27 protein-coding genes and 1 tRNA gene are annotated in these 25,027 nt (G+C 35.7%); 24 read left to right on the top strand and 4 right to left on the bottom strand.

What is annotated here, in order from left to right:
• From IO90_RS15740 to IO90_RS18720, 15 genes are all read left to right on the top strand, one after another.
• A complete protein-coding gene (locus tag IO90_RS15740; RefSeq protein WP_051878772.1) occupies positions 1–831 on the top strand; it encodes a hypothetical protein in 831 nt (276 codons plus the stop codon).
• 2 nt (positions 832–833) lie between these two features.
• Positions 834–2,069, top strand: a complete 1,236-nt coding sequence (locus tag IO90_RS15735) for a membrane protein (protein WP_034968613.1) — start codon at positions 834–836, stop codon at positions 2,067–2,069.
• A 22-nt stretch (positions 2,070–2,091) separates the two neighbouring features.
• Positions 2,092–2,706, top strand: a complete 615-nt coding sequence (traK, locus tag IO90_RS15730) for a conjugative transposon protein TraK (RefSeq protein WP_034968610.1) — start codon at positions 2,092–2,094, stop codon at positions 2,704–2,706.
• Position 2,707: 1 nt separating this feature from the next.
• Positions 2,708–3,061, top strand: coding sequence for a hypothetical protein (locus tag IO90_RS15725; protein WP_034968607.1), 354 nt, complete (start codon positions 2,708–2,710; stop codon positions 3,059–3,061).
• Positions 3,051–3,509, top strand: coding sequence for a hypothetical protein (locus tag IO90_RS19195; protein ID WP_316931189.1), 459 nt, complete (start codon positions 3,051–3,053; stop codon positions 3,507–3,509). The genes IO90_RS15725 and IO90_RS19195 overlap by 11 nt, the downstream gene beginning before the upstream one ends.
• Before the next feature lie 99 nt (positions 3,510–3,608).
• Positions 3,609–4,268, top strand: a complete 660-nt coding sequence (traM, locus tag IO90_RS19190) for a conjugative transposon protein TraM (RefSeq protein WP_316931188.1) — start codon at positions 3,609–3,611, stop codon at positions 4,266–4,268.
• 4 nt (positions 4,269–4,272) lie between these two features.
• A complete protein-coding gene (locus tag IO90_RS15715) occupies positions 4,273–5,139 on the top strand; it encodes a DUF4138 domain-containing protein (RefSeq protein ID WP_034968604.1) in 867 nt (288 codons plus the stop codon).
• A gap of 65 nt (positions 5,140–5,204) precedes the next feature.
• On the top strand, positions 5,205–7,196 hold the full coding sequence (locus IO90_RS15710) for a type IV secretion system DNA-binding domain-containing protein (RefSeq protein ID WP_034968602.1): 1,992 nt from the start codon (positions 5,205–5,207) through the stop codon (positions 7,194–7,196).
• Between the two features lies 1 nt (position 7,197).
• On the top strand, positions 7,198–8,073 hold the full coding sequence (locus IO90_RS15705) for a M23 family metallopeptidase (protein WP_034968600.1): 876 nt from the start codon (positions 7,198–7,200) through the stop codon (positions 8,071–8,073).
• Positions 8,063–8,770 (top strand): hypothetical protein, encoded by a 708-nt coding sequence (locus IO90_RS15700; RefSeq protein ID WP_034968598.1) that lies wholly within the window; start codon positions 8,063–8,065, stop codon positions 8,768–8,770. The genes IO90_RS15705 and IO90_RS15700 overlap by 11 nt, the downstream gene beginning before the upstream one ends.
• A gap of 53 nt (positions 8,771–8,823) precedes the next feature.
• Positions 8,824–9,576 carry a hypothetical protein gene (locus IO90_RS15695; RefSeq protein WP_051878770.1) on the top strand — a complete coding sequence of 251 codons (753 nt, stop codon included), beginning with the start codon at positions 8,824–8,826 and terminating at the stop codon, positions 9,574–9,576.
• A 78-nt stretch (positions 9,577–9,654) separates the two neighbouring features.
• Positions 9,655–10,335, top strand: coding sequence for a hypothetical protein (locus tag IO90_RS15690; RefSeq protein WP_034968596.1), 681 nt, complete (start codon positions 9,655–9,657; stop codon positions 10,333–10,335).
• Between the two features lie 3 nt (positions 10,336–10,338).
• Complete coding sequence (locus IO90_RS15685) at positions 10,339–11,277, top strand: hypothetical protein (RefSeq protein WP_034968593.1); 939 nt, start codon at positions 10,339–10,341, stop codon at positions 11,275–11,277.
• Positions 11,278–11,762: 485 nt separating this feature from the next.
• The gene (locus tag IO90_RS15680; protein ID WP_034968589.1) at positions 11,763–11,984 is read left to right on the top strand and encodes a hypothetical protein; all 222 of its coding nucleotides are present in this window, start codon (positions 11,763–11,765) and stop codon (positions 11,982–11,984) included.
• 88 nt (positions 11,985–12,072) lie between these two features.
• Complete coding sequence (locus IO90_RS18720; protein WP_076768786.1) at positions 12,073–13,647, top strand: recombinase family protein; 1,575 nt, start codon at positions 12,073–12,075, stop codon at positions 13,645–13,647.
• On the opposite strand, the gene IO90_RS15675 is transcribed toward IO90_RS18720, so the two are convergent.
• A tRNA-Arg gene (locus tag IO90_RS15675) sits at positions 13,613–13,686 on the bottom strand. The genes IO90_RS18720 and IO90_RS15675 overlap by 35 nt on opposite strands.
• Before the next feature lie 149 nt (positions 13,687–13,835).
• Here IO90_RS15675 and IO90_RS15670 point away from each other — a divergent pair.
• The 4 genes from IO90_RS15670 to IO90_RS15655 all read left to right on the top strand — a co-directional run bounded on the left by IO90_RS15670 (position 13,836) and on the right by IO90_RS15655 (position 17,361).
• A complete protein-coding gene (locus IO90_RS15670) occupies positions 13,836–14,786 on the top strand; it encodes an ABC transporter substrate-binding protein (RefSeq protein ID WP_228374696.1) in 951 nt (316 codons plus the stop codon).
• Positions 14,787–15,602: a CPBP family intramembrane glutamic endopeptidase gene (locus IO90_RS15665; RefSeq protein ID WP_034968582.1), complete on the top strand. Its 816-nt coding sequence runs from the start codon at positions 14,787–14,789 to the stop codon at positions 15,600–15,602. It abuts the gene before it with no gap.
• Between the two features lie 201 nt (positions 15,603–15,803).
• Complete coding sequence (gene rdgB / locus IO90_RS15660; RefSeq protein WP_034968579.1) at positions 15,804–16,388, top strand: RdgB/HAM1 family non-canonical purine NTP pyrophosphatase; 585 nt, start codon at positions 15,804–15,806, stop codon at positions 16,386–16,388.
• A gap of 55 nt (positions 16,389–16,443) precedes the next feature.
• On the top strand, positions 16,444–17,361 hold the full coding sequence (locus tag IO90_RS15655; protein ID WP_034968577.1) for a ribonuclease Z: 918 nt from the start codon (positions 16,444–16,446) through the stop codon (positions 17,359–17,361).
• A gap of 299 nt (positions 17,362–17,660) precedes the next feature.
• On the opposite strand, the gene IO90_RS15650 is transcribed toward IO90_RS15655, so the two are convergent.
• Complete coding sequence (locus tag IO90_RS15650) at positions 17,661–17,954, bottom strand: hypothetical protein (RefSeq protein ID WP_034968574.1); 294 nt, start codon at positions 17,952–17,954, stop codon at positions 17,661–17,663.
• Positions 17,955–18,108: 154 nt separating this feature from the next.
• Here IO90_RS15650 and IO90_RS15645 point away from each other — a divergent pair, with 154 nt between their 5' ends.
• On the top strand, positions 18,109–20,541 hold the full coding sequence (locus tag IO90_RS15645) for a thiamine pyrophosphate-dependent enzyme (RefSeq protein ID WP_034968571.1): 2,433 nt from the start codon (positions 18,109–18,111) through the stop codon (positions 20,539–20,541).
• A gap of 58 nt (positions 20,542–20,599) precedes the next feature.
• Here IO90_RS15645 and IO90_RS15640 read toward each other — a convergent pair whose 3' ends face one another.
• The gene (locus IO90_RS15640; RefSeq protein WP_034968569.1) at positions 20,600–20,941 is read right to left on the bottom strand and encodes a winged helix-turn-helix transcriptional regulator; all 342 of its coding nucleotides are present in this window, start codon (positions 20,939–20,941) and stop codon (positions 20,600–20,602) included.
• Between the two features lie 134 nt (positions 20,942–21,075).
• On the opposite strand from IO90_RS15640, the gene IO90_RS15635 reads away from it, so the two are divergent.
• Positions 21,076–22,137, top strand: a complete 1,062-nt coding sequence (locus IO90_RS15635) for an NADH:flavin oxidoreductase (protein WP_034968566.1) — start codon at positions 21,076–21,078, stop codon at positions 22,135–22,137.
• Positions 22,138–22,209: 72 nt separating this feature from the next.
• Here the strand turns inward: IO90_RS15635 and IO90_RS15630 are convergent, their stop codons facing one another.
• Positions 22,210–22,485, bottom strand: a complete 276-nt coding sequence (locus IO90_RS15630) for a hypothetical protein (protein ID WP_131450901.1) — start codon at positions 22,483–22,485, stop codon at positions 22,210–22,212.
• A 403-nt stretch (positions 22,486–22,888) separates the two neighbouring features.
• Between IO90_RS15630 and IO90_RS15625 the strand changes: the two genes are divergently transcribed.
• From IO90_RS15625 to IO90_RS15610, 3 genes are all read left to right on the top strand, one after another.
• Positions 22,889–23,389, top strand: a complete 501-nt coding sequence (locus IO90_RS15625; protein WP_034968560.1) for a GbsR/MarR family transcriptional regulator — start codon at positions 22,889–22,891, stop codon at positions 23,387–23,389.
• Positions 23,390–23,938: 549 nt separating this feature from the next.
• Positions 23,939–24,394, top strand: a complete 456-nt coding sequence (locus IO90_RS15615) for an SRPBCC family protein (RefSeq protein WP_034968552.1) — start codon at positions 23,939–23,941, stop codon at positions 24,392–24,394.
• Positions 24,395–24,495: 101 nt separating this feature from the next.
• Entirely contained in the window at positions 24,496–25,020 is a 525-nt protein-coding gene (locus IO90_RS15610; protein WP_034968548.1) for an RNA polymerase sigma factor, read from the top strand.
• Positions 25,021–25,027: the final 7 nt, after the last annotated feature.

Raw genomic sequence — 25,027 nt, 5'->3', positions numbered from 1 at the left:
ATGGAAAATCTACTAAAAAAACTCAGTCTATTTCAGTTGCTCTTTTTTGCAGCCACCGTGTTTGGACAGGTTAGCGTCAAGAGATTAAATGACCCTTCCATTGTTTCTCAGCATAAAAGAATGGTCTTTCAAGATTGGGGAGACTGGCGTCCTTATCCAAAATATTTTTTAGGCATTCAAACCAATTTCGCATATGCTACGGTTTGGGGATTATGGGCTCCAAAAATCAACAGGGATTATAAAGATGGAGAAGATATTCGACCATTAAAACCTACAGGAGTGCAAAATCAAAGATTTACTCAATTAAAATTTCAGGAGGAAGAAGCAAAAAAAATAAAAGCAGCTTCAGATACCATTCATAAAAGAAGCGTTCAGGACTTTGCCCATTGGACCTCTGCTACTGTTGATGCAGACCCTCTATGGTTATTGTATTACAAACGAATGCTAAAACCAATTACCGAATTCCCCGATACACCGCAAAATTTTATAGAATGGAGACTGAAAGACCAGCAAACCTTTGAAACACTAAGTACAACAGGCACCATAAGAAGACTTCAGGAAGAATTGGATCTCATAAAAGAAAAATATTCAATGTCCAGAAGTATGGATATGCCAAGAGGAAAACGATTTATTATGTATCACGAAACCCTCATTAAATGGAGAAAATTTGTAATTGAATTAAGAAAGCACAATAACAAAACGAAACTTCTTACGGATTACAAAAATATTCTGAAAAACCACTCCAATTATGCTTTGCCTCCTTCTTGGACACCTGCATCAGACCAGCAAATTGTTCAAAATATGATGAATCATTATAAACACCGATTTTAAAAATGAATAAAACGATAACAGTAACTTTTTGCGTAATCGCAATTCTTTTACCTGTTATGGGTTTTGCCCAAACAGACAGCGACTATAGTAATCTGCTTCAGTTTTTAAAAGGCGACGGTGCTTTTGAGAAATGGTTTATGGAGGTTTTTACCAAATTAGACAACAGTGTGCAGGATAGTGCTGCTGAATCAGCTTTGGTAGGAAAAGCAATAGGAGGTTTAGGTGCTCTGATGTACCTCGGATATATGGGTTGGCAAATGGCAGCAGGAGACAGAGAATGGGAAATCACCCCGATGCTGAAACCGATTCTGATCGGATTTACACTGGTTTACTGGAGCGGATTTGTGAGTATGATCCAGGCACCATTTGAGGCTATTGCCGAACCCGGAATTTCAATTTTCAGCGAGATAGAATCAGAAGTAAATGATCTGCGGGTTGAAAGATTTAAGAAGCAACAGCAATTACTCGATGCCGTCATAAAATTAAAAGCGGAAGAAGATGCGAAGCAGGAGGTGATTGAAAATACTACTGAAGATGCCGATGATTCATGGTATGACATCAGTGAGGGATTGGATAAACTCATTCAGCCTATCAAAGAATGGTCGATAAGAATGGAGTTCCAAATGCAGAAGCTAGTGGCAGAACTTATTGAATTTTGTTGCCTTTCCATCCTACGGGTTTGCGTGTATCTCATTTTCTTCATCCAAAAGATATGGTCTTACATTTTGATCATTTTGGGACCGATAGCTGTGGGAATGGCTCTTATCCCTGGATTTGAAAATTCATTATACAGTTGGGTATCCAAGTTCATCAACATTAATCTGTACACTTTTGTTGCCTATACCATCATCAACATCGGTCAACAACTCATCGCCTCTGGTTATACAATGGAGATCGAAAGATATGATACCTTATTATCAAACGGAACAATCACCAACTTGGACGCCTTGATGGTCTACGTGAGTAATTCCGGTATGATCTATAACCAGCTTTTTACCTGTGTCGCTTATGTTGTTACAGGAATCGGAGTACTGATGACTCCAACTATTGCAGACAGTATTGTTTCTGCAGGAGGAGCGGGGGCCATGACCAAAATGAAAAATGCCGCAGGAAAAATGGCGAGTAGTGCGAAAACAGCAATATTGGCTGCCAAAACGGGAGGTGCTTCTATAGCAGCAAGTGCAGCAGAAGGCTCAGCTTCGGGAAGAGTTAAGGAAGCTATGAAAAACGGAAAGTAATCTCAAAAAATAATATGACAAAATGCTTATCAAAAATATAGAACAAAGAATTAAAATAAACAAGGTTATTTCACTGTCAACCATTGCTTTTGCTGTTTTTATTGTCATTGCCGGATTCTTCTTTGCATACAGAATGATCGAGGATTCTAGAAAGTCAATTTACATTTTGGATAACGGGGTTCCAGTACTTGCAAAGCAGACCGATGTCTTGTTGAACCGACCTGTTGAATACAAGGCACAAATTGAACTTTTCCACAGATTGTTTTTCACTCTTGCTCCCGATGATACCTATATCAAGGATAATATTCAGAAGTCATTGTATCTCATTGATGACAGTGGGAAAAAAGAATATACCAACTTAAAGGAAAAGGGTTTTTATAATCAAATCATTGCGTCCAGTTCGATGGTAAGTATCCATACCGATTCTATTGCACTTAATATGGAACATAAAAAATTTAGCTTCTTTGGGAAACAAATGATCACACGAAAATCTTCTGTCATTACCAGAAAGCTTATCACCGAAGGTTTCTTTGAAGACATCATCAGAAGTCCCAATAACCCTCACGGAGTGATTATTAAAAACTGGCGAATCATCAATAACGAGGAACTGTCCAATCAAAATAAAAATTCCTACTAAAATGAATACAACATTAAAACTAAAGGGACAAAAATTGCTACAGTGGGCAGTTCAAAACCCGAAGAAATTCTTCACGTATTCAATGATTCTACTGTCGGTTTCATTTATAGGGTCTCTCATTCAAGGCGTCTTTTTTCCTTCCAAAACGGCATTTAAAATAAGACCTCCGGTTCTCTATTCTGCGAGTGAGATGAGTCAAGATCCATCCTTAAATAATGATAAAAAGATGGGGAAGATCATAAGCGAACTGAAAACTTTAAAAATTAAAAGAGACGACCACGCTCTTGAAAAAGAAGACAGCTTACGAATTGATTACCTGTTTAACCAATATCAAAAATTAAAAAATGGACATTAAAAAGATCAATTTTAAAGAAAAAAAATATGTTCTGCCTCTTTTGGCTTTACCGTTTCTTTTTCTTTTTGCCTATATAGGATCACAATTTGTCAAAGAGGAAACTTCTGAAAAAGACAATCGAAAAGAATTGTCTCTTTCATTGGGAGAAACACAGGATTCCATCATGACAAAAAATGATGCGTACGATGCCTTTTTCAAAAAGGAGGATAATAGAACGATGCTTGATGGTTTGGATAAAGAAGAGGATAGTTTATTGAACTATGATGACCAATTGTCCTTATCACAAAAAAGAAAAATAGATTCATTAAAAGCAGCTAATGGCAGACAAAATCAATATGAGGCGAAAAGAGATCAATCCTCGTATTACAAACCAAATCAATCACAAAGGGATGATAAGGATTACAAAAGGTCTTCGGAGATCATCAAAATGCTGAATGATAAATCATAATACATAAACCAAGAAGATAAATACGCTGATACAACTGAAGAAAAGACACAGAGTGTCCAACCAGACCCTGTAAAATATTTGAAAGAGCAAATGCTGGTAATGGATTCTTTAGAAAAATCCCGTGATCCTGAGTACCAAAGTAAATTGGCGGCTGAACAGAAATTGAAATCAAATAAAGAAAAAATGGAAGATTTCCTCAATTCAACTTTCAATGTGAGTAAATCGGGTATTAACAGTGCTTTCAATGCTTTCTATAAAGAGAGGGAAAATAGTTTTATTAAAGCGGTCATTGACGAAAATAATAAAGGATTTTTAGGAAGCAGGATCAGGTTCCGCTTGTTGGAAGACATCTTTGTTGGAAACAAAAAAATAATAAAAGGTTCCATTTTATACGGGCAGATCTCAGGATTTGCGATGCAAAGGGTCAATCTCAATATTGTTTCGGTCTTTACCAAAGGGGAAATCTATCCTGTTAATCTATCCATTTACGATGTTGATGGGATGAAAGGATTGTATGTTCCGCAAAGCGTATTCAGAGATATGATGAGGGAAATGGGAAGTAACTCCGTACAGGGAACTCAGATGGATATGAGCGGAAAAGGATTTTTCTCAAGCATTGGATCCAGTCTGTTCACATCAACCTCCAAATCAATCGCCAACCTGATCAAAGAGAACAAAGCAAAATTGAAGTACAATTCTTATGTTTTTCTCATCGACGAAAAACAATTGAAAGATTTACAAAACCAACAAAAAAAATAAAACAATGAGAACTTTATTATACACCCTTTTAACATTCACAGCTCAATTTTTAACGGCTCAAACTGCAACCAAGGAACAGATCATCTCCGATTTACCGGAGATTGAAATTACTGAAGGGATCAACCTGCATATTATTTCGCCAGAGCCAATTCAGTTTGTGGATTTGTCAACAGAAAAACTGACTGGAGATCTGCCTGCTGCAAACATTGCAAGAATAAAAATCACAGACCATCCTGATTCTGACGAGAAAGGAAAAATCAAAACACTTCCCGTTTTTTTCAATGGAAATATAGGTATTATAACCGTGGTTGCGCAGTCTTTCATCGCTCAATATAAAGTTGTTTACAAAAACCAAGAAAACCTAAATACGATAACCAATATCCACATACAGCCCGAAGCGATGCAGCCTGTAGAATTTGAAAAAATGGTTTTCTCTAATCTTGAACTGAGAAAATTTGCAATGGATATTATTCAAAAAAAATCTGAGAAAAATCCGATCAGGGAAGAGAAAAATCTAAAACTCAGCTTTCAGCTCAACAATGTATATGTGATAAGTGATTATATTTTTCTCGATATGACCATCAAAAATAATTCAAATCTAGGCTATGACATCGAGGATTTGAAATTCTCCTTGGAAGACAAAAAAATTCATAAAGCAACAAATAACCAAAGTGTTGATCTGACTCCCATTTTACAGCTCAATCCTCAAAAACACTTCAGAAAAAATTTCAGGAACATTTATGTTTTCAAAAAATTCACTTACCCAAATAGTAAAGTGATGATGATTCGTCTTATTGAAGAGCAGCTATCTGGACGTACTATAGAAATGAAGGTCAACTATTCAGAAATTCTTAAGGCAGATACTTTTTAGTGAAAGTTCCGCTTCCATTTTAAACAGAAATTCAGTTTCCTTTTTTAAATAAAAATAAGAACAAAATGCAAGAACAACAGCATCAAATAAAGATTTATGGCTTCCTACAAAAAGCAGTGTATGCGGTCGTCGCATTAGATTGTACCTCGCTTTTTTACCTTAATTCCGATATTCCGGTAGTGTCCAACTTGTTGAAGAACTTTTCAAAGCTGAGATTTATTTACCCACCTGTCAATGCCAAATTTGCCACATTGATTTTGATAGGATTAGTGGCAATCGGAACAAAGGCAAAGAAAAAGAAAGATCTCAATATTAGTACAGAAATTATCGTCCCTATGATTTTAGGATTGCTGCTGATTTTCTCTTCATTGGTATGGCAAAATGAGGCTGGAAATGCAAAGATTCCAAAGGTATTTCCCGGCTTCAATCTCTATCAGGTCATTTATGCGAGTCTTTCTTTTTTAGGAGCCGTTATTCTTCAAATGGGCGCAGACAGTATTTCAAAGCTAATGCAGCAGAAAATGGGAAAAGACCGATGGAATGTAGAGGAAGAATCTTTCGACCAAAATCAAGAGTTGTTAACATCAGATACGACCATCAATATCCCATATTTGTTTCGTTACAAAAACAAAATTAATAAGGGATGGATGAACATCAATCCTTTTAGAGGAACAATAGTTATCGGAACTCCAGGAAGCGGAAAATCCTTTGGGGTCATAAATCCTGCGATAAGACAGATGATAGCCAAAGGTTTTTGTCTCTGCATCTACGATTTTAAATTTCCCGATCTAGCACAGATTGCGTACTACCATTATTTGTTGAAAAAAAGCAAAGAATCCGATTACGATTACAATTTCCACGTCATTAATCTGAACGAGGTTGAAAAATCAAAAAGAGTAAATCCATTTCACAAAAAGTACATCCAAACTTTAGCAGAAGCCCAGGAAATGGCAGAATCGATGGTTTCATCTTTGCAAAAAGGAGGTTCCAGTTCTGGAGGTGGTTCTGAAGCTTTCTTTACCCAATCAGCGATCAATTTTCTTTCGTCCTGCATTTATTTTTTTGCAACATTCGAAAATGGAAAATATTCTGATCTGCCTCATATTCTTTCATTTATGAATAGAAGCTATAAAGAGATTTTCGACACGCTTTTTACCAATGAAGAAATTTTCTCTTTGCTTTCACCCTTCAAGACGGCCTATGACAACAAAGCTTTTGACCAATTGGAAGGTCAAATCGGAACCTTGAAAATTTTCCTTTCCCGATTGGCAACAAAGGAGAGTTTCTGGGTGTTTTCACGAGATGAAGTGGAATTGAAGATAACCGACAGAGACAACCCTTCCATAATTATTCTGGCATCAGACCCGGGAACACAAGATATTAATTCTGCATTGTATTCTTCGGTATTAAACAGGACTTTAAGATTGATCAATTCCAAAAAAAATTTACCTGGAGGAATTATCGCAGACGAATTTCCGACGATTTATATTCATAAAATTGATAACATCGTAGCTACTGCAAGAAGTAATAAAGTTGCTGTAATGCTTGGACTTCAGGAAATTCCGCAGCTCAGACAGTTCTACAAAAAAGAAGTTGCTGATACGATTTCTGCCATTGTAGGCAATATTCTTTCCGGATCTGCAAGAGACAAAAATACACTCGACTGGTTGGAAAAACTCTTCGGAAAAATTAAACAAAAATCATACTCACAATCAATTTCACAGCAAGGAACGACTACAAGCATTAATGAAAAGATGGATAATATGATTCCGGCAGGTAAAATAGCAGCCTTGAAAACGGGAGAAATGGTTGGAATGATCGCACAGGGCGAAGAAAATGATGCTGAGGAATATAAAACTTCTGCTATTAGCGGTAAAATCAATTTGGATCTGAAAGCCATTCAAGATGAAGAAAGCAACTATGTGAAAATACCATCATATTATTCTTTCGTAGATAAAAAAGGGGTTAACCGCAAAGAAGAGGTGCTGATGACCAACTTTAGAAAAATCAATAAAGAAGTAGAACTGATTGTGAATGAAAATATAAAAGCTGCATAAAATGAAAAAACTAAAATACACATTTACATTGGCGGTGCTGTTTTACAGTTGCTTTTGCTTTTCGCAATTCAACACACTTACACCAACAGTCCCGAAGAAATCTGAAAAACCAAAAGTATTAGAAAAATCTAATATCGAAGAGCAATTACAGAAAGAGAAGGTTAAAAAATCCTGGAAACAAGTTTTAAATATCACCACAAAATCAGATTTAAAATATGAAACAAAAGGTTCGACGAAGTGGTTATCGAGTCAAATCGATTCTTTGAAAATGTTGATCAAAGAATATAGTAGTGCAAAAGAAGTGCGAAAAAATGAGTTTAAAAAACCGAATGATTCTTTAATGCTGCAAGCACAGAATAGAGCAGGAGAAACAGGGAAAACATCAAAAAACCAAAATTTTTCTGTTACGTATGATTTTGTTGATGAGCCGAAAGATTTTTTTTCAAAAATTGTGATGCCTCTTAAAAACAAAATAACAGTTACATCTTCCTATGGAACAAGAACGCATCCTATTTTCGGAACAAAAAAGAAGCACAATGGGATCGACCTTAAAGCCAGTTTCGAAAACGTGTATTCCGTTTTGGACGGAATAGTTACTGAAAAAGGCTGGGATTCTAAAGGCGGTGGAAATTTTATAAAAGTAAAACATTTTGACCGTTTTGAAACCTCTTACCTACACCTCTCAGAAATATATTATCGGGCAGGAGAAAAAGTAAAAGCAGGCTTTATCATTGGAAAAAGTGGAAACTCAGGAAACTCCACAGGTCCACATTTGCATTTTTCGGTAAAAGAATTCGGGCAAAGCATCAACCCTTCTCACTTTTTAAATGACCTTATCAAAGTAAATAATTTAATAGCAAACCATTATGAATACTAATACTTTACCAACAGACGAATTAAAAAAATACGGAATTATCAATGAAGATCTGTCATTCTCTAAAAAGCTGAATGCAGATGATATTCAGAAATTTCTGAAGGGATACACCATTGTGGCGGACAACGACAAAAACAGGGCAACTTTTCAGCTTACGGATAATAATACTCAACTGAAGGTCATCTATTTAGAACGAGACAAAAACTTGCCGGAAGTACTAAAAAATAGTAAAAAGAGAGTTGTATATACCGATATTCATAGGGTCTCTGCCAAGCTGTCGCCGGAGTTTTCTCTTGAAAAAAAAGCTTTCATTTTCGACAAAGAAACCAGCAAAGTTGTTGAGTTCGACTTCATAAGAAACGCTACGGAGCTTACTGCCATCATTGCTGATAAAAAGGATACAAAAGAGCTGAATCGTTATAAAAATGAATTGCTGAAACTGAAAAGTTATCTTTTGGACAAGATAGACCAGTATCCTGAAATAGCGAAGGAGATAACGAATGATCTCAGCATCGTTTCCAGAGAGATCGATACAGTAAACAATATATCGATGAACCATAAACAAATCTCCAAAGCAGATGATTCCGACATTCAGCTGAATGTGAACGACCCGGATGTTTATCAGGATGCCAATCAAAGAAGAGATGATGATCAGGAACAAGATGAAGAACTGGAGAAATCAAGAAAGTTTAGAAGGTAATTCCAATATCAACAATTATCGAAATAAATAGTAACAATCAAAACCCACACATTATGGAAACACAAAAAGAATTCAATCAGTTACAATACCTAAAAGACCAAATGAAATACCTCGGTTTCGGAGAGGGTGACAAGCTTCACAAAGATTTGGAAAAGGGAATTAAATCTACAAAACAAGAGTTTGAAATTAAAACCACATCTGACAAAGCTCTGCCCGAAAACAAAGTTGATTTTACTTTAAAATTCAACAAAACGGAAAGTGGAGGTGTTTTTCTAAATTCTTATAATGCAACTCTTAAAAATGAAAAAAATGAAAGCATCTCGCATCAATTTTATATTAACAAGGAAAATACATTCACTGCTAAAGAAGCGGTCAATCTTTTGGAAGGTCGCACTGTGAAAATAGAATTCACCAATCCAAAGACAGAGCAAGTAGAACCTGCCTTTGTGAAGCTTAATTTTGAAGAGCCAAAAACTGAAAAAGGAAATTATAATTTCCAGAATTTTTACAAAAATTATGGCGTTGATACTGATCAGATCGTAGAAAAATCAAATCTCACTTTTGATAAGCCCGAGTATAGAGACAGCACCATAAAATCTTTGGAAAAAGGGAACATCGTCAAAGTTAAATTTGAACTGGACAATAAGGTTATAGAAGGAAAGGCTGTTCTGAATCCGCAATACAAAAACCTGAATCTATACGACCAGGATATGGTTAGGATCAATACCAATAAGCCTTTGGAAGGTCTGGAACAATATGACAAGCATGAAAAAAATAGCGTGAAAGAGCAGAGCATTAAACGATAGATAGTCTTTCAACCAATTATTTATTTACTAGCGGCAAGTCACAATTACGTAGACTGCCGCTTTTTTAAACTCTATTTTATGAAAAAGCTTTTAATATTACCAATCCTGTTTTTTCTTTTTATAAGCAATTCTTGTCACAAGAAAATCAAATCGGACAAAGGCGGAATTGATGTTGTTTCGAATGTCTATTTCGATGCTTCCAAAAACCTAGACAAAATTCAAAGTTTTCATTTGTCAAGCCTTAATTATTCCGGAGACTCTATTATAGAAAGAATTCCTGATGTTGATGTTCCAGAAATAACCCAGCAGATTCACTACATCAAAGATTCATTATGCTATACTATTGAAAATGAAAATCCAGGCCGAATCATTCTGTCCGATATCACAAAAAAGCAAGTACCTATTCTGGTTGAAAACAAAATAGGAGGAACATTATTTTCGAAGGAAAAAATTCCCAATTACCGAAATCGAAAAAATCTTAGAGATACCGTTTTGTTTAAGAAAAAATATAAAAGATTTGAAATTAATTCACCTTGGATTTACACCCGGTTTTATATTTACCAAACGGATACCATTTTGCCATATTCCATGTACAAACACGCAGAAAATGATTATCATGGAAGGCTTGAAAGGATTGATTCTTACAATAAGAAGACTGACATTTTTGTAACTCTTCAATTAATACCGAGAAAGAGTTGGGACAATCAAGCTAAAGAAATTTTTGAATTTAACCACTTCATAGAAAACAGAAAAAAGTGAGAGATGAAGAATTTTTTTAATGAGATAAATGATGACATTTCTGTAATTGAAGGAAATAAAAAGGAACTTATCGTTTTCATGAGCAGTGAGGATATGTCATCATTCTTACAACTTCTTCAATTGAATAAACAAATCAATAATAGAACACTTATTACCCTTAATTCCGATTCAAATAGCAAAAAGTTCCTCAATGGATACAAGAAGTATGATGGCAAAATGTTTCTATGCCTGAGCGGGGACAGAACAGGAAATGCAATAACAAGGAAAATTCTTTCAGAATTTCATCGTAAAAATATCAAAGACGTTCGTCAGTTGTATGGAATTTCTGAAAACAAGAATCAAAATGGAGGACTTTCCGAGGTAAGTGAGAATTCGACAAATAATGCAGAATTAGATGCTCTTATTTCAAAATACAAAGGGCAAAAACTGAATAATGATCAAGTTGTAGAAGCCGTTTCTGCAGCTTGTTTTGTTTCCGACAATCACAAAATTAATCTGAAGGAAAACCTTAGCATCACTGATGATTCAAATGCTGACTATTGGAAAAAAGAATTACTATCTTATCAAAAAACAATTGACCTTCATAAAGCTCAAGTACAAGAGGTAATTGAAAATTTAGCTCAGAAAGGAATAGATGTTACTCAAATTGAATATCAAACCAAAACTACCGAAGATAAGATTGCGGAATTGGATAAAGAGTTGGAGAAACTACCCGAAACGAAAGAGAATCTTATAGCAAAATATAAAATTGAAAAACAGAATCATTCCAACAATTTTAAGACTGACTTCAAATCAGAACGAGCAGCCGAAAACAAAATAATCTTCAAATTAGATATGGAAGCTTCTTTTACATCTCAAAAACCTGAAAATTTATCAATTTATTCAGATTTGATGAGAGAAGAGGAAAATTATGAAAATTCATATCCAGGTAAAAGGCGATAGAAGTGAGCTATGTTTCAGTAATTTTTGGTTTTTCCTATGATGATTAATTATAGTCAGGGCAAACCAAAAACAATCAATTGCATAGCAGATTAAGTGCAAAGATTTTGATGATGAGGTTCTGGCTGTCCACTAAAAGATTAGAAAATATAGTGTTTCCTAATCTTTTTGGGATAAATATGACTTGTCAGCTCCTGAAATACTTTTTTACTTACTCTTAACCTTAAATAGACGATTACAGCAAAATTCGTCTTACACGTATGTGCCTAAATAAAAACTTTTTAGTCCATAATTAGTGTTTATCTATTTGTAATAATCCAGATTACTCTTGAATAGTCTCCCGAACCAAATTCATATCGTTTTATTCAAAAATATTATAGATTTTTATTCAACAATACTACCGACAATTCTGTTTCTTAAAATAATAAATCATCAATGTTAGTAGTAAGTTTAAACCGAGTTTAAAAGATTTCTTGTAGAAATAAACAATGGCTAAGAGGGAAACAATAAAATATCCGACTACTGAAAACTCAAATAAATTTGAGCTGGAGTCGGTTATGAAATTTCAGGAATTGCCATTAAATGTCGCTATAAAAATGCTGAAGGATTCAGGAACTATGGTTTCAGATGAGGAAGCTGCTGAAATTCTACTATTTTTTCATACAGTGGTTAAAATTACTATCAAGGAGTTTTTATCACCTGAAGATTAATTCGTACTTTAGTGATTATAAAGTATTTAAATCGTACAATATTCTATTATTGTAAGAATTCAATTATTCCACTTTTAAATAAAAACTTATGAAAGTTGCTGATCTATATATTCGCGTGTCAACTGACGAACAAGCAGATAAAGGGTATTCACAGCGTGATCAGGAGGAGCGTTTACGCAAGCATTGTGCTTCTCTGAACATAACAATTGACAAAATTATTTATGAAGATCATTCTGCTAAGACTTTTGAAAGGCCAGAATGGAAAAGATACCTTTTCAATATTAGAAAAGGAAGAGGTTCTAAACAGAACAAGTTCTTATTTTTTACAAAATGGGATCGATTTAGCCGTAATACCAGTGAGGCTTATCAGATGATATCCAACCTAAATAAATTGTGTATAACACCTCAGGCTATTGAACAACCATTAGATCTACGTGTACCCGAAAATAAACTTTTGTTAGCCATATATTTATCAACGCCAGAGGTAGAAAACGACAGGAGGGCATTGAATGTGACGTATGGGATGAGAAGAGCGATTAAAGAGGGTAGAATGATGGGTATCGCTCCATACGGTTATATCAACAGATGTACAGAAGACGGCCGTAAATATGTAGCGGTTCAAGAGCCTGAAGCTACAAATATGATATGGGCCTTCAAGCAGGTTGCGAAAGGACATCTACCTACAGCAGTTGTTCTAAGAGAAATGAACAAGAGAGAAGGAAGAAAACTGACGAAAAATTCATTCATGGAGGGTTTGAGAAATATAGTTTACTGCGGAAAATTATTGCTAAAAGCATATAACGATGAGGAGGAAAAAATTGTTGAAGGCAAACATGAGGCACTGATTTCTGAAGAACTATTCACGAAAGTTCAAATAGTTCTCCATCGTAAAAGCAATCAGGATGCTTTCTTACCGGCAGGAAGAATAATAAATGAAGAACGTTATCCTTTGAGGGGATTACTATTGTGCCCGAAATGCAATAAAACACTAACTGCTAGTAGTGCTAAGGGAAGGAGCAAACATTACTATTATTACCATTGCACAACCTCATGTGGTTTCAGGCATAATTCTGATATAGTTAATGATCTTTTTGTTGAAGAACTATCAAAATTTAGATTCAGCATCGGGGCTGAGAAAATATTGAAAACAATATTGGAACAGAACTTTTCAATAGTTTCAAATGGTCTAAATGATGAGAGAAAGGTTTTGCAGAGTAAACTTAATGCTATTGAAGGTAGAATTGACAAAGCGAGAGATATGTATCTTGAAGATAAATTGGATGAAGAAGATTTTAAAAGGATCAAAATGAAGTATAAAGCGGAAATTGAAGATATCAACTTTAAATTAAATTCATTAAAAAATTCTCGCCATACAGATGATATTGAAAAAAAGATGAGTCAAGCATTAAATGCCATTGTCAACATCTCTGAAAGATATAATAACGCAAGTACAATTGACAAACGTGCAATTGTTGGTTTGATATATCCTGAAAAGTTAACATTCGACGGCGAGTATTTTCAAACCACAAAAATCAACAGTTTAGCTGGCAATATTGCTTTGATTAACAAGGAGTTAGGAAATAAAAAAAACCGACAAAGAAGTGAAAAAACTTCAAATGTCGGTCTTGTGACCTCGACAGGATTCAAACCTGTAACCTTCTGAGCCGTAATCAGATGCGCTATTCAGTTGCGCCACGAGGCCTTGTTTAAAGGTTTGCAAATATAGTACTTTTTTGCTTTCTTTGGAAGATGAAACGCATTTTTTTACTACTAATTTTATTTCTTTTTTCAATTTCCTGCAAAAAAGAAAATGTTCAAAAATCAAATGACAATATAACCATCTCATCACGAGTGAATTATATTGAAAATTCTGGCAACCTTACTTTGACCTCCGGAAAATTCAAAAATGTAATTTCGAGCAAAAATCTGCCTTTCAAAAAAGCAATGTTGCTAAATTCTAGCTTGATTGGCTTCTTTTCTGAACTTAATTTAGAAAATAAAATCACTGGCGTCTCCAGTCCGGAATATATTTTCTCAGAAAAAATCCACCAATTAATTAACGAAAACAAAATCCTGAACATCGGAAACGAACAAAAATACGACATCGAAAAAATCCTTTCCAACAAACCGGATGTCATTTTCACCAATTACGTTCCCAACTTTGCCAACACGTACGAAGTTCTAAAAAACAACGGCATCGAACTCATTTTTCTCGACGATTTTATGGAACAAAATCCATTAGAAAAATCAAAATACCTTTTGCTCTTCGGAAGGCTTTTCGGAAAAGAAAAAGAAGCGGAAAAAGCCTATCAAAACATTGAAGACAATTACAAGAAAATCCAAACCTTAAGCAAAAATTCAAAATCAAATTCCTTGGTTCTCTGCAACGAAATGTATGGAAGCCAATGGTTTCTGCCAGGCGGAAATTCCTTCGTAGCCAAATTGATTAACGATGCCGGCGGAAATTACATCCTGAAAGACAACAAAGAATCCACCTCAATTCCACTAAGTTTCGAGGAAGTTTTCATCAAATCAAAACAAGCTAATTTTTGGATTAACATCAGTCCGCACAAAAACAAAAAGGAACTGCTGACTCTCAATCCAAATTATTCAAAAATGGACGTTTTCAATTCCGGGAAATTATATATGATAAACAACCGCGAAAAAGACCAGGCCAACGACTATTTCGAAAGTGGCGTTGTCCGTTGCGACGTGGTTTTGAGAGATTATTTCAAGATTTTTCATCCAGAAGACGTAACTTTCCAGTCAGAACCGTTGGTCTATCTCAAAGAACTTAAATAAATGCAGGAACAAAATTACAAAGTCGATTTTTTCATCGGAATCATACTCGTGGTCGGACTTTTCATCGGGCAATCATTCGCTTACGCCATCGGTTTGGGATTATCGGCGTTATTCGACCAGGATATCAGCGAATCCGGCGGTTTCAACATCTTTATGTATTGCGCGACAATGCTCACGCCCGTTTTATTCTTCGACCTTCTAGTCGTTAGAAAAGAAAAAAAGAAACTCAATTTCGACTTTTCCACCAAGCCATTTCGGGTTTATCTATTGATATTCCCAATGATGTTCGGGATGATGCTCGTCGCAGATTACACCACGCAACTTATCCCAACAGAAGGCGGAATTCTCGGCCCGATTTACGAACTCTACACCAAAGAATTCGCAAAACTCCTCAAAGACCCGGTCGCACTGGTCATTATGACCGTCATCCTCGCACCAATTCTTGAAGAAATCCTTTTCCGAGGCATCATAATGAAAGGGATGATAAACAACAAAGTCGCTCCAGTCACCGCGATTATCGTCTCCGCCTTGATTTTTGGCGCCGTCCATTTCAATCCGTGGCAATTTGCGGGCGCATTTTTGCTCGGTTTGGTATTAGGTTTGGTGTACTACAAAACGAAATCTCTGCTGATGCCGATATTGTTGCACGCCTTCAATAACTTACTGTCCGCATTGATGATGATGTACTCGGATTCAGAAACTTATTCCGGATTATTCAACGTAAACAAAGAACTTCTTCTTGTCGCTGGCGTGGTAATTTTCGCAATTCCATTTTATTTTTTCGCCATCCACAAGAATATTATTTATAAAGATTAAAATTATGGCAACTTATCCGTCTTCCGCTCCCAATCTTTTTGCCCTCGCTTTTCCAGCCACAAAAAAGGATTTCCGCTCAAGCCGGGTTGCGCTTCGCAAAGTTCAACATTTGTCATTCATTCAAGCTTTGTCAAAGTTTCGAACTTTCAAAAATTAAATCATAATCATTTATCACTTATCAACTATCATTTATAACAACATATGGAAATCCTAATCGCCACACATAACTTACACAAAAAAGAAGAAATCCAACAAATCCTCGGACCAGAATTCATCGTGACATCACTCACAGATTACAACCTGAACGACGAAATCATCGAGGACGGAAACACCTTCCAGGAAAACGCCCTCATCAAAGCAAAATACTGCTTCGAGAAAACCGGAAAGGGAAGTGTTGGCGACGACAGCGGATTGGTTGTGGAAGCCTTGGACGGACGACCTGGGATTTATTCCGCACGTTACGCCGGAAACCACAATTTCAAAAAGAACATCGAGAAAGTTTTGGAAGAACTGAAGGATGAACCAAACCGTCGCGCCTATTTCATCACCGTTCTATGTTTCAAAGACAACGATGGCGAACATTACTTCGAAGGCAGAGTTTACGGAAACATCACGACCGAAGTTTTTGGCGAAGATGGATTCGGTTACGACCCGATTTTCATTCCGGACGACCATAATATGACCTTTGCGCAAATGTTGCCGGAAGAAAAAAACAAAATCAGCCACAGAAGTGAAGCTTTGAAAAAATTCTTAGAATTCCTCAATTCCAAAGGGGGTCTTTTGTAATTTTTATGATGTTTTCGTATATTTACCCTTTTAATTTTCAATACAACCAAGAAAATTGAGTACATATCTTACCATTTTGGGATTCAATTCCGCAATTCCAACCATCAATTCCTCTCCAACTTCTCAGTTTTTGGAAATGGAAGAACGTCATTTTCTCATCGATTGTGGCGAAGGAACTCAGGTTCAAATGCGAAAAGCAAAAGTGCGGTTTTCCAAAATCAATCATATTTTCATTTCCCATCTTCACGGCGACCATTGTTTTGGTTTGCCGGGCTTGGTTGCCTCTTTCCGACTTCTTGGAAGAAAAACCCCACTGAATATCTACGGTCCAAAAGGCATCAAAAAAATGATGGACACAATTTTCGAAATCACGGAAACGTACAAAGGTTTTGAGGTCATCTATCACGAACTGGAAGGCAAAGAATCAGTAAAAATCTACGAAGACAAAAGGGTAGAGGTCTTCACCATTCCGCTCAATCACAGGATTTATTGCAATGGTTATCTCTTCAAAGAAAAACCAAAAGAACGCCACCTGAATATGAAAGAAATCTCCAAACACAAAGAAATTGAGATTTGCGATTTCCAGAATCTGCGTTTAGGAAAAGACTTCGTTTCAGAAGATGGAAACGTCATCGACAATGCTTCTTTGACAACCGACCCGCAACCTTCGGTTTCGTACGCATTTTGCAGTGACACCAAATACAAAGAAGACATCATCCCAATCATAGAAAACGTCGATGTTCTCTACCACGAATCCACTTTCCTGAATAATCTGAAAGAAATGGCCGATTACACCGGACATTCCACAGCTTTGGAAGCCGCGACGATTGCCAAAAAAGCACAAGTTGGAAAATTGATTTTAGGACATTTCTCCAACCGTTACAGCGACCTAAGCGTAATGACAGATGAAGCGAGACAGATTTTCCCGAATAGCTTTCTGCCCAAGGCTTTGGAGACGGTGAAGGTTGGTTGATTCGTCGACCAAACTTTCAAGAAAACATTCCGAATGAACAAAACTGTTAAAAGGAAAAAATCTGAAGATTTTTAAGTTTTTATTTGTCTTCGAGAACCTCAGACTGACATTTGTTTATTAATAAAAGTATTCATATTAATTAAAAAGTTATGAAATACGATTGCATTCTGAGTTTTGCAAATACATTCTCAAAAGTCATTTTAGTGTAAGCTGTCAGTCTGAGGCTCTCGAAGACATATAAAAAACTCAAAGCTGCCTTTTCCAATTTATTTAAGTTTGAACAAAACACAATCATTCCATCAAACCACATCAACACTCACAATACAAACCGCCAACGAAATACAAATCAAAGCTACAAAGAAAAGAACATCCGCAATATTCTCTAATTTGTCCGACAGCTTTTCCTTGTCTGTTCTGATGGCAAGGAAAGATAAAGTGCAACTCACCATCAAACAGAAAATCGCGCCAACGGTAAATTCATCCAAATAAGAATGATGGCTGAACTTCGTAATTTTCAAAGAAGTGATGATGACCAAACAAAATCCCAAAAGATTAGTGGAAGCATTCAGAATGTGTGGTGCGGTTTTTTTCATTGGCTCAAATTGATGATTCAAAAATATTCATTAATTCTGTGGAAAAAATATAATTGATGAATTTTTATACTTTATAAAATTATCTTATTTTTACGAAATATCAAATCAATAAAAATTTCAGTAAAAAATTTTATATTTGTCAAAATTCAAAGTTATGCAAACAACCTACATAGAAACTCAGCAAATCTCATTTCAGGATTTTAAAAACAGCATTTTGGAAGACTATCGTTTAGGTAGGATTTCCCGCGAAATGTCCTACTTGGGAAGGCGCGAAGTTCTGACTGGTAAAGCAAAATTTGGGATTTTCGGAGATGGGAAAGAGTTGCCACAATTGGCAATGGCGAAGGTTTTTAGAAACGGTGATTTCCGTTCCGGTTATTATCGTGACCAGACTTTTGCGTTGGCCATCGATGCGGTTTCTGTGGAAAGTTTCTTTGCGCAATTGTACGCTGACACCAGCGTGGAAAGAGAACCAGCATCTGCCGGAAGACAAATGAACGGCCATTACGCCACAAGAAGTTTGAACGCAGACGGAAGCTGGAAAAATCTAACTGAACAGAAAAATATTTCATCTGACATTTCGCCAACCGCTGGACAAATGCCAAGATTATTGGGATTGGCTCAGGCTTCTAAAGTTTATAAATCAGTAAAATTCGAAGGTTCTGAGAAATTTTCAAAAGACGGAAACGAAGTTGCTTTCGGAACCATTGGCGACGCTTCCACAGCTGAAGGTCATTTTTGGGAAACTTTGAACGCGGCTTGTGCTTTGCAAGTTCCGATGATTGTTTCGATTTGGGATGATGGTTACGGGATTTCGGTTCCAACTCAAAATCAAAGAGCGAAAGCAGATATTTCCGAAATGCTTTCCGGTTTCCAAAGAAAAGCGGACGAAAAACAAGGTTGCGAAATCATTCAGGTAAAAGCTTGGGATTATCCGGCGTTGATGGAAGCTTACGCGAAAGCTGAGCATTACGCAAGATATGAAAGTGTTCCAGTGGTGATTCACGTGACGGAAGTGACGCAACCACAAGGACATTCAACTTCTGGTTCGCACGAGCGTTACAAAAACGAAGAGCGTCTGAAATGGGAATCTGAGTTTGACGGAATGTTGAAATTCCGTGAATGGATTTTGGATTACAGCATCGAGATTGAAGGAAATGAAGAATATTTGGCTTCAGTAGAAGAGTTGGATGCGATCGATTCTGAATCTAAGAAATTGGTGAAAGACGGTCAGAAAAAAGCTTGGGAATCTTATCAAAACACAATATCAGATTTAAAAAATGAAGTTTTGCCATTTGTAGAATCCATTAAAAATCAAAACATTGAAGTTGCTCAATTAATTGAAAACTTTAATAAAATCATTTCTAAAAGCAAGCGAGATATTTTCCATTTGGTAAGACAATCTCTATTATTTACAAGAGCTCAAAACTCCGCTGAAAGAACTGCTTTGAAATCGAAATACGAAGAAATACTCAAAATTGAGAAAGATAATTATTCGTCGCATTTGTATTCTCAATCTGAGTGGAAAGCAACTAATGTAAAAGAAATCAAACCAGTCTATTCTGATGCTTCGGAAGAAGTAGATGGTAGAGTTGTGGTGCGAAATAACTTCGATAAAATCTTTGCAAAATATCCGCAAGCTTTGGTTTTCGGTGAAGATGCAGGAAATATCGGCGATGTAAATCAAGGTCTGGAAGGACTTCAGGAAAAATATGGCGAGGTAAGAATCGCTGACACAGGAATTCGTGAGGCAACAATCCTGGGACAAGGCATCGGTATGGCGATGCGAGGTCTGAAACCGATTGCTGAGATTCAATATTTAGATTATATTTTGTACTGTTTGCAAGGCATGAGCGATGATTTGGCAACGGTTCAATACAGAACAAAAGGTGGTCAAAAAGCACCTGTTATCATTAGAACCCGTGGACACAGATTGGAAGGCGTTTGGCACTCTGGTTCGCCAATGGCTGGAATCCTTAACCTATCAAAAGGAATTAATATTCTGGTTCCAAGAAGTCTAATGAAAGCGGCAGGTTTTTACAACACAATGCTTCAAAGTGACGAACCAGCCGTAATTGTAGAATGTTTGAACGGTTACAGATTGAAAGAAAAACAACCGGATAACTTAGGAGAATTCACGATTCCAGTCGGAAAAATAGAAGTGACAAAGGAAGGTAAACATGTTACTTTGGTAACTTATGGTTCTACTTGGAGAATTGTTTCTGAAGCGGCGAATGAATTAGAAAAATTAGGAATTTCTGCGGAAGTGATTGATGTTCAGTCGTTGATTCCTTTTGATTTGACTAATGAAATTGCGAAAAGTGTGAAGAAAACCAATCGATTGGTCGTAATCGATGAAGATGTGGAAGGTGGAACTTCGGCGTTTATTCTTCAGCAGATATTAGAGAAACAAAAAGCTTTCAAATATTTGGATTCGGAGCCGTTGACGATTTCTGCGGAAAATCACAGACCAGCTTTTGCCAGTGATGGAGATTACTTTAGCAAGCCGTCTTCTGATGATATGGTGGAGAAAATCTATGCGATGTTTACGGAAATCAATCCTCAGAAATATCCAGCGATCTATTAATAATGATAATTTTTAAAATATACGAACCCGTTTTCAAACAATGAAGGCGGGTTTTTATTTAAGCTTGCTCTAATGATTCTTTAAGGTCATATTTTGCTTCCCATTCTTCCAAAAGATTAAGAATAGGTAACAGCGCCAAACCTTTTTCCGTCAGCTGATATTCAACTCTGGGAGGCAGTTCTTTGAATTCCTGTCTTGTAAGCAAACCATCCATTTCCATTTCTTTCAGTTGGTCCGTCAAAACTTTTCTGGAAATGACAGAGATGCGAACTGCAATTTCGCCAAATCTTAATTTACGATTGTTGATGACCATCACGATAATAGGTTTCCATTTGCTTCCCAGTGCAGACATTGCTTTTCCCAAAGAACAGCCACATTGCAATATTTTCTGTTGTCTCATATTGTTACTTCCAAGTTACCATCATTGGTTACAACAAAGTTACCAGTATTTTTTTGATAATTGCACAAAAACAAACTATTATTAGTTACTTTGTGTAACAATTGTAAAAAAGCAATTGAATATAATAAGAAAAAATGGATACAGAAGCATTATTTAGCCCTTTCACTTACAAAAATCTTCACCTGAAAAATAGAGTTGTGATGGCGCCAATGACGAGAGCACAATCTGACAACGGCGTTCCAACGCAACAAATCGCAGACTATTACGCCAGGAGAGCATCATCTGAAGTTGGCCTTATTCTTTCTGAAGGAACAGTTATCAAAAGACCAGCATCCAAAAACATTCAGAATATTCCTGATTTCTATGGAACAGAAGCTTTGAATGGTTGGAAAAACGTCATAGATGCAGTTCACGAAAATGGCGGAAAAATGGGTCCACAGATTTGGCACGTTGGTGACACAAGAAGTTCTCCAGATTATCCAGCTATGGAGATGGAAAAAGCCTCAACCATGTCATTGGAAGATATTCATGATACAATTGCTCAATTTGCCGCATCAGCAAAATCCGCTAAAGATCTAGGTTTTGACTGTTTGGAAATTCACGGAGCGCACGGTTATTTGATTGACCAATTTTTCTGGGAGGTCACCAACACAAGAACCGATGAATACGGAGGAAAAACATTGAAAGAGAGAAGTCGCTTTGCGGTAGATATCATCAAAGCAATCAGGAGTGCGGTTGGAGAGGATTTCACTATTATCATCCGTCTTTCGCAATGGAAACAGCAGGATTATAATAGCAGATTAGCTAGTACGCCAGCAGAAATGGAAGAATGGCTTCTACCAATGAAAGAAGCAGGAATCGATATTTTCCATTGTTCTCAACGTCGTTTTTGGGAACCAGAATTTGAGGGTTCTGATTTGAATTTTGCAGGTTGGGCAAAGAAAATCACAGGTCAACCGACAATCACTGTTGGGTCTGTTGGACTAAACAGCGATTTTATGGGCGCATTTGCAGGCGAAAACTCTGCGAAATCTGATATTTCAGAACTGCTTAAAAGATTGGATCGTCAGGAATTTGATCTCGTTGCTGTAGGAAGAGCATTGTTGAGTGATCCACAATGGCTGACAAAAATTAAAAACGGAAAAACGGATGAGATTTTAGACTTTTCAGCATCAAGTTTGCGAATTTTACATTAATTCCTGTTAAATAAAATTAAAAATCCGCTCTCAGTTTTTGAAAGCGGATTTCCATTTTAACCATTCTAAAGACTATTTTTTCCCGATTTTATAAAAAAATAAATCTAAAAATCTTTTAGAACAATCAAGTTTCAAAAGTTTGTTTTTTTGTAAATCTTCAATAAAAACATTTTCGTTCTCGGCGCGTATCTCAATCTTTTCAAACATCAATTTTCTATAAGCATAGCCTTCCATAAAATCTTGATTGTTTTCCCAATATTGAAGATCTGTCTGTCGCATCCATTTTATAAAAAGAAAATGCGAATTTGCTCTGAAACTCTTATTTCGTTTTATTAATGTATATTTCATGGTGTTAGTTTAAAACAAATTTACCAAAATAAACCATTACTGATGATTAAGTTATAATTAAATTTATAATTTAAAATGAAGTAATACGCTATTAGATAAATGAATAAAGAAAATTTAAACTTACAATAAGTAAAATTTGAGTTATGAAAAATTGATGGAATTATTCAGATCTAAATTAAATTTAAACAAATCATCAGCAACTAGATTCTAAATCTTCTCAAAAGCAATACTCCGGAGTTGCTTTTTTTCTTTTAAAACTTCAATAATTTTTTCTAAATTTAAGATTCACAAAAACACAAATTTATTCCAAATTTTATCAGAATTTAAATTATTATATTTTCAAAAATTATTGAAAATTCAAAAATATTAATTATATTTGTACAAGAAATCAATCTGTACAAAAATGAAACTCGACGAAGCCAAAGAAAAATACATCCAAACTTGGGGAACTTTTGCCACAAGCTGGGGCATCAACCGAACGATGGCGCAGGTTCACGCTTTGCTTTTGGCAGAAGGAAAACCATTGTCAACGGATGAAGTGATGGCGCTTTTGCAAATCTCACGAGGCAATGCGAATATGAACCTAAGGGCGTTGATGGATTGGGGAATTGTAAAAAAAGAATTTGTGAAAGGGGATAGGAAGGAATATTTCATCGCTGAAAAAGATGTTTGGTTTCTCTTCAAACAGATTACAAAAGAACGCAGGAAACGTGAAATAGAACCAGTTGTAGCTTTTTTGGAAGAACTGAAAAATGTGGACGATGATTCCGATGAAGCCAAAGAATTCATCAAACTGATGGATGATTTTGGAAACGTAACCAATAAAATCAACAATATTATGGACTTGGCTATAAAAAGCGACGACCATTGGTTGGTTGGGAAAATCACCAATTTACTGAAATAGAAAGGAATTCATTTTCCTTTTTTATTTTAGATAAAGTTTCAAAAATTACTGAAAATATAAAAATTACAATACTATGAAAACATTTTTTAAAATCGATTTTTATATTCAAACATTTATATTCATTTTAATGATTAGCTACTTGATTGTCGAGTACATAACTACAGATTTTGTAAATCAGATTTTCTATTTTTATTATATCGTGGGAGGATTTCAAATTTTCAGTTTTTTCATAAGGATATTTCTCAATTATAAAAAGTCGAAATCATACAAAATATATGGATTCCTTTTGATTCCTGTCTGGATAAATTTCCTGCTTACTATTTTTTTACAAGGAAAAAATATTGTCTTAAATCAATTGGGAGTAATATTTTATCTAATGCTTTACATCGCTTTCTTTTATGCTCCAATTTTATCTGTGATTTACATATATGACATAAAACAAAACATTGAAAATTATGAAAAATCTAATATTTAAAATCATAATGTTCTTTATTTTCAGAAATAATAAAAGAACACGAGCCGATTTTCTCAATCTTTAAAAATTAAAAAATGCCTAAAATATATTTGGAAGCATTGATTAATGCTGATATTCAAAAAGTTTTTGACTTATCCCGAAATATAGATTTTCACCAAGAGTCAACCGCTATAACCAACGAAAAAGCAATCGCCGGAAAAATGAGCGGATTGATAGAACTAGGCGAAACGGTAACTTGGCGAGCCAAACATTTAGGATTTTATCAAACGCTTACAACGAAAATCACACAAATGGAAAGTCCAATAATGTTTACCGATGTAATGGTGAAAGGCGTTTTCAAATCGATGAAACATCAACATATCTTTAAACAAAAAGACGATGAGACTTTGATGACTGATATTTTTGAATTCGAATCACCTTTTGAAATTCTTGGTAAAATATTCAATCAGATCATTCTGACAAATTATCTCAAAGGATTTTTGCTCGAGAGAAATAGAATGATAAAAGAATTTGCTGAATCATCTCTATAAAATTAATTATAAAACCAGATTATTAAATTATTTTCTTAAATTTTCAAAAATATTTCCAACCTTTTTTAAACTCTTGCATCTTTCCTTATAAACGCCAGAATATGGAACACGAATTATACATAAGATGCAAAAATAAAGACCGCAACGCACAGCGGAAACTTTATGAAGAATATGCAGGCCGGTTCTTCGCGACCTGCAAACGTTACCTGAAAAACGACGAAGACGCAGAGGAAGTTTTGGCAGATTCTTTCTATCTGATTTTCACAAAGCTTGACCAATTGAAGGAATTGCAGGTTTTCGACGCTTGGGCAAAGAAAATAGTCGTGAATCAATGTCTTCAGAAACTTCGCAAGAAACAGCCGTTTTCGATTTCGATTGAAGAAAATTTTGTGGATTTAGCAGAAGCTGAACCGGAAAATGTTTCGGAGGAAAGAGGAATTTTATCACTTCTCAATTTTCTCCCCGAAGGTTGCCGTACGATTTTCAATCTGTTTGCGATGGAAGGTTATCCGCACAAAGAGATTGCGCAAATGCTTTCTATATCGGAAGGTACGTCCAAATCTCAGGTGAATTTCGCTCGCAAGAAATTGCAGGAACTGGTGAAACTTCAAACAATTAATTCTTAAAGTTTAA

The sequence above is a fragment of the Chryseobacterium sp. FH1 genome (assembly GCF_000735135.1).
Classification (GTDB): Bacteria; Bacteroidota; Bacteroidia; order Flavobacteriales; family Weeksellaceae; genus Epilithonimonas.
Note: the sequence above shows the minus strand (reverse complement) of the source record. Positions and strands in the feature narration are given on the sequence as shown.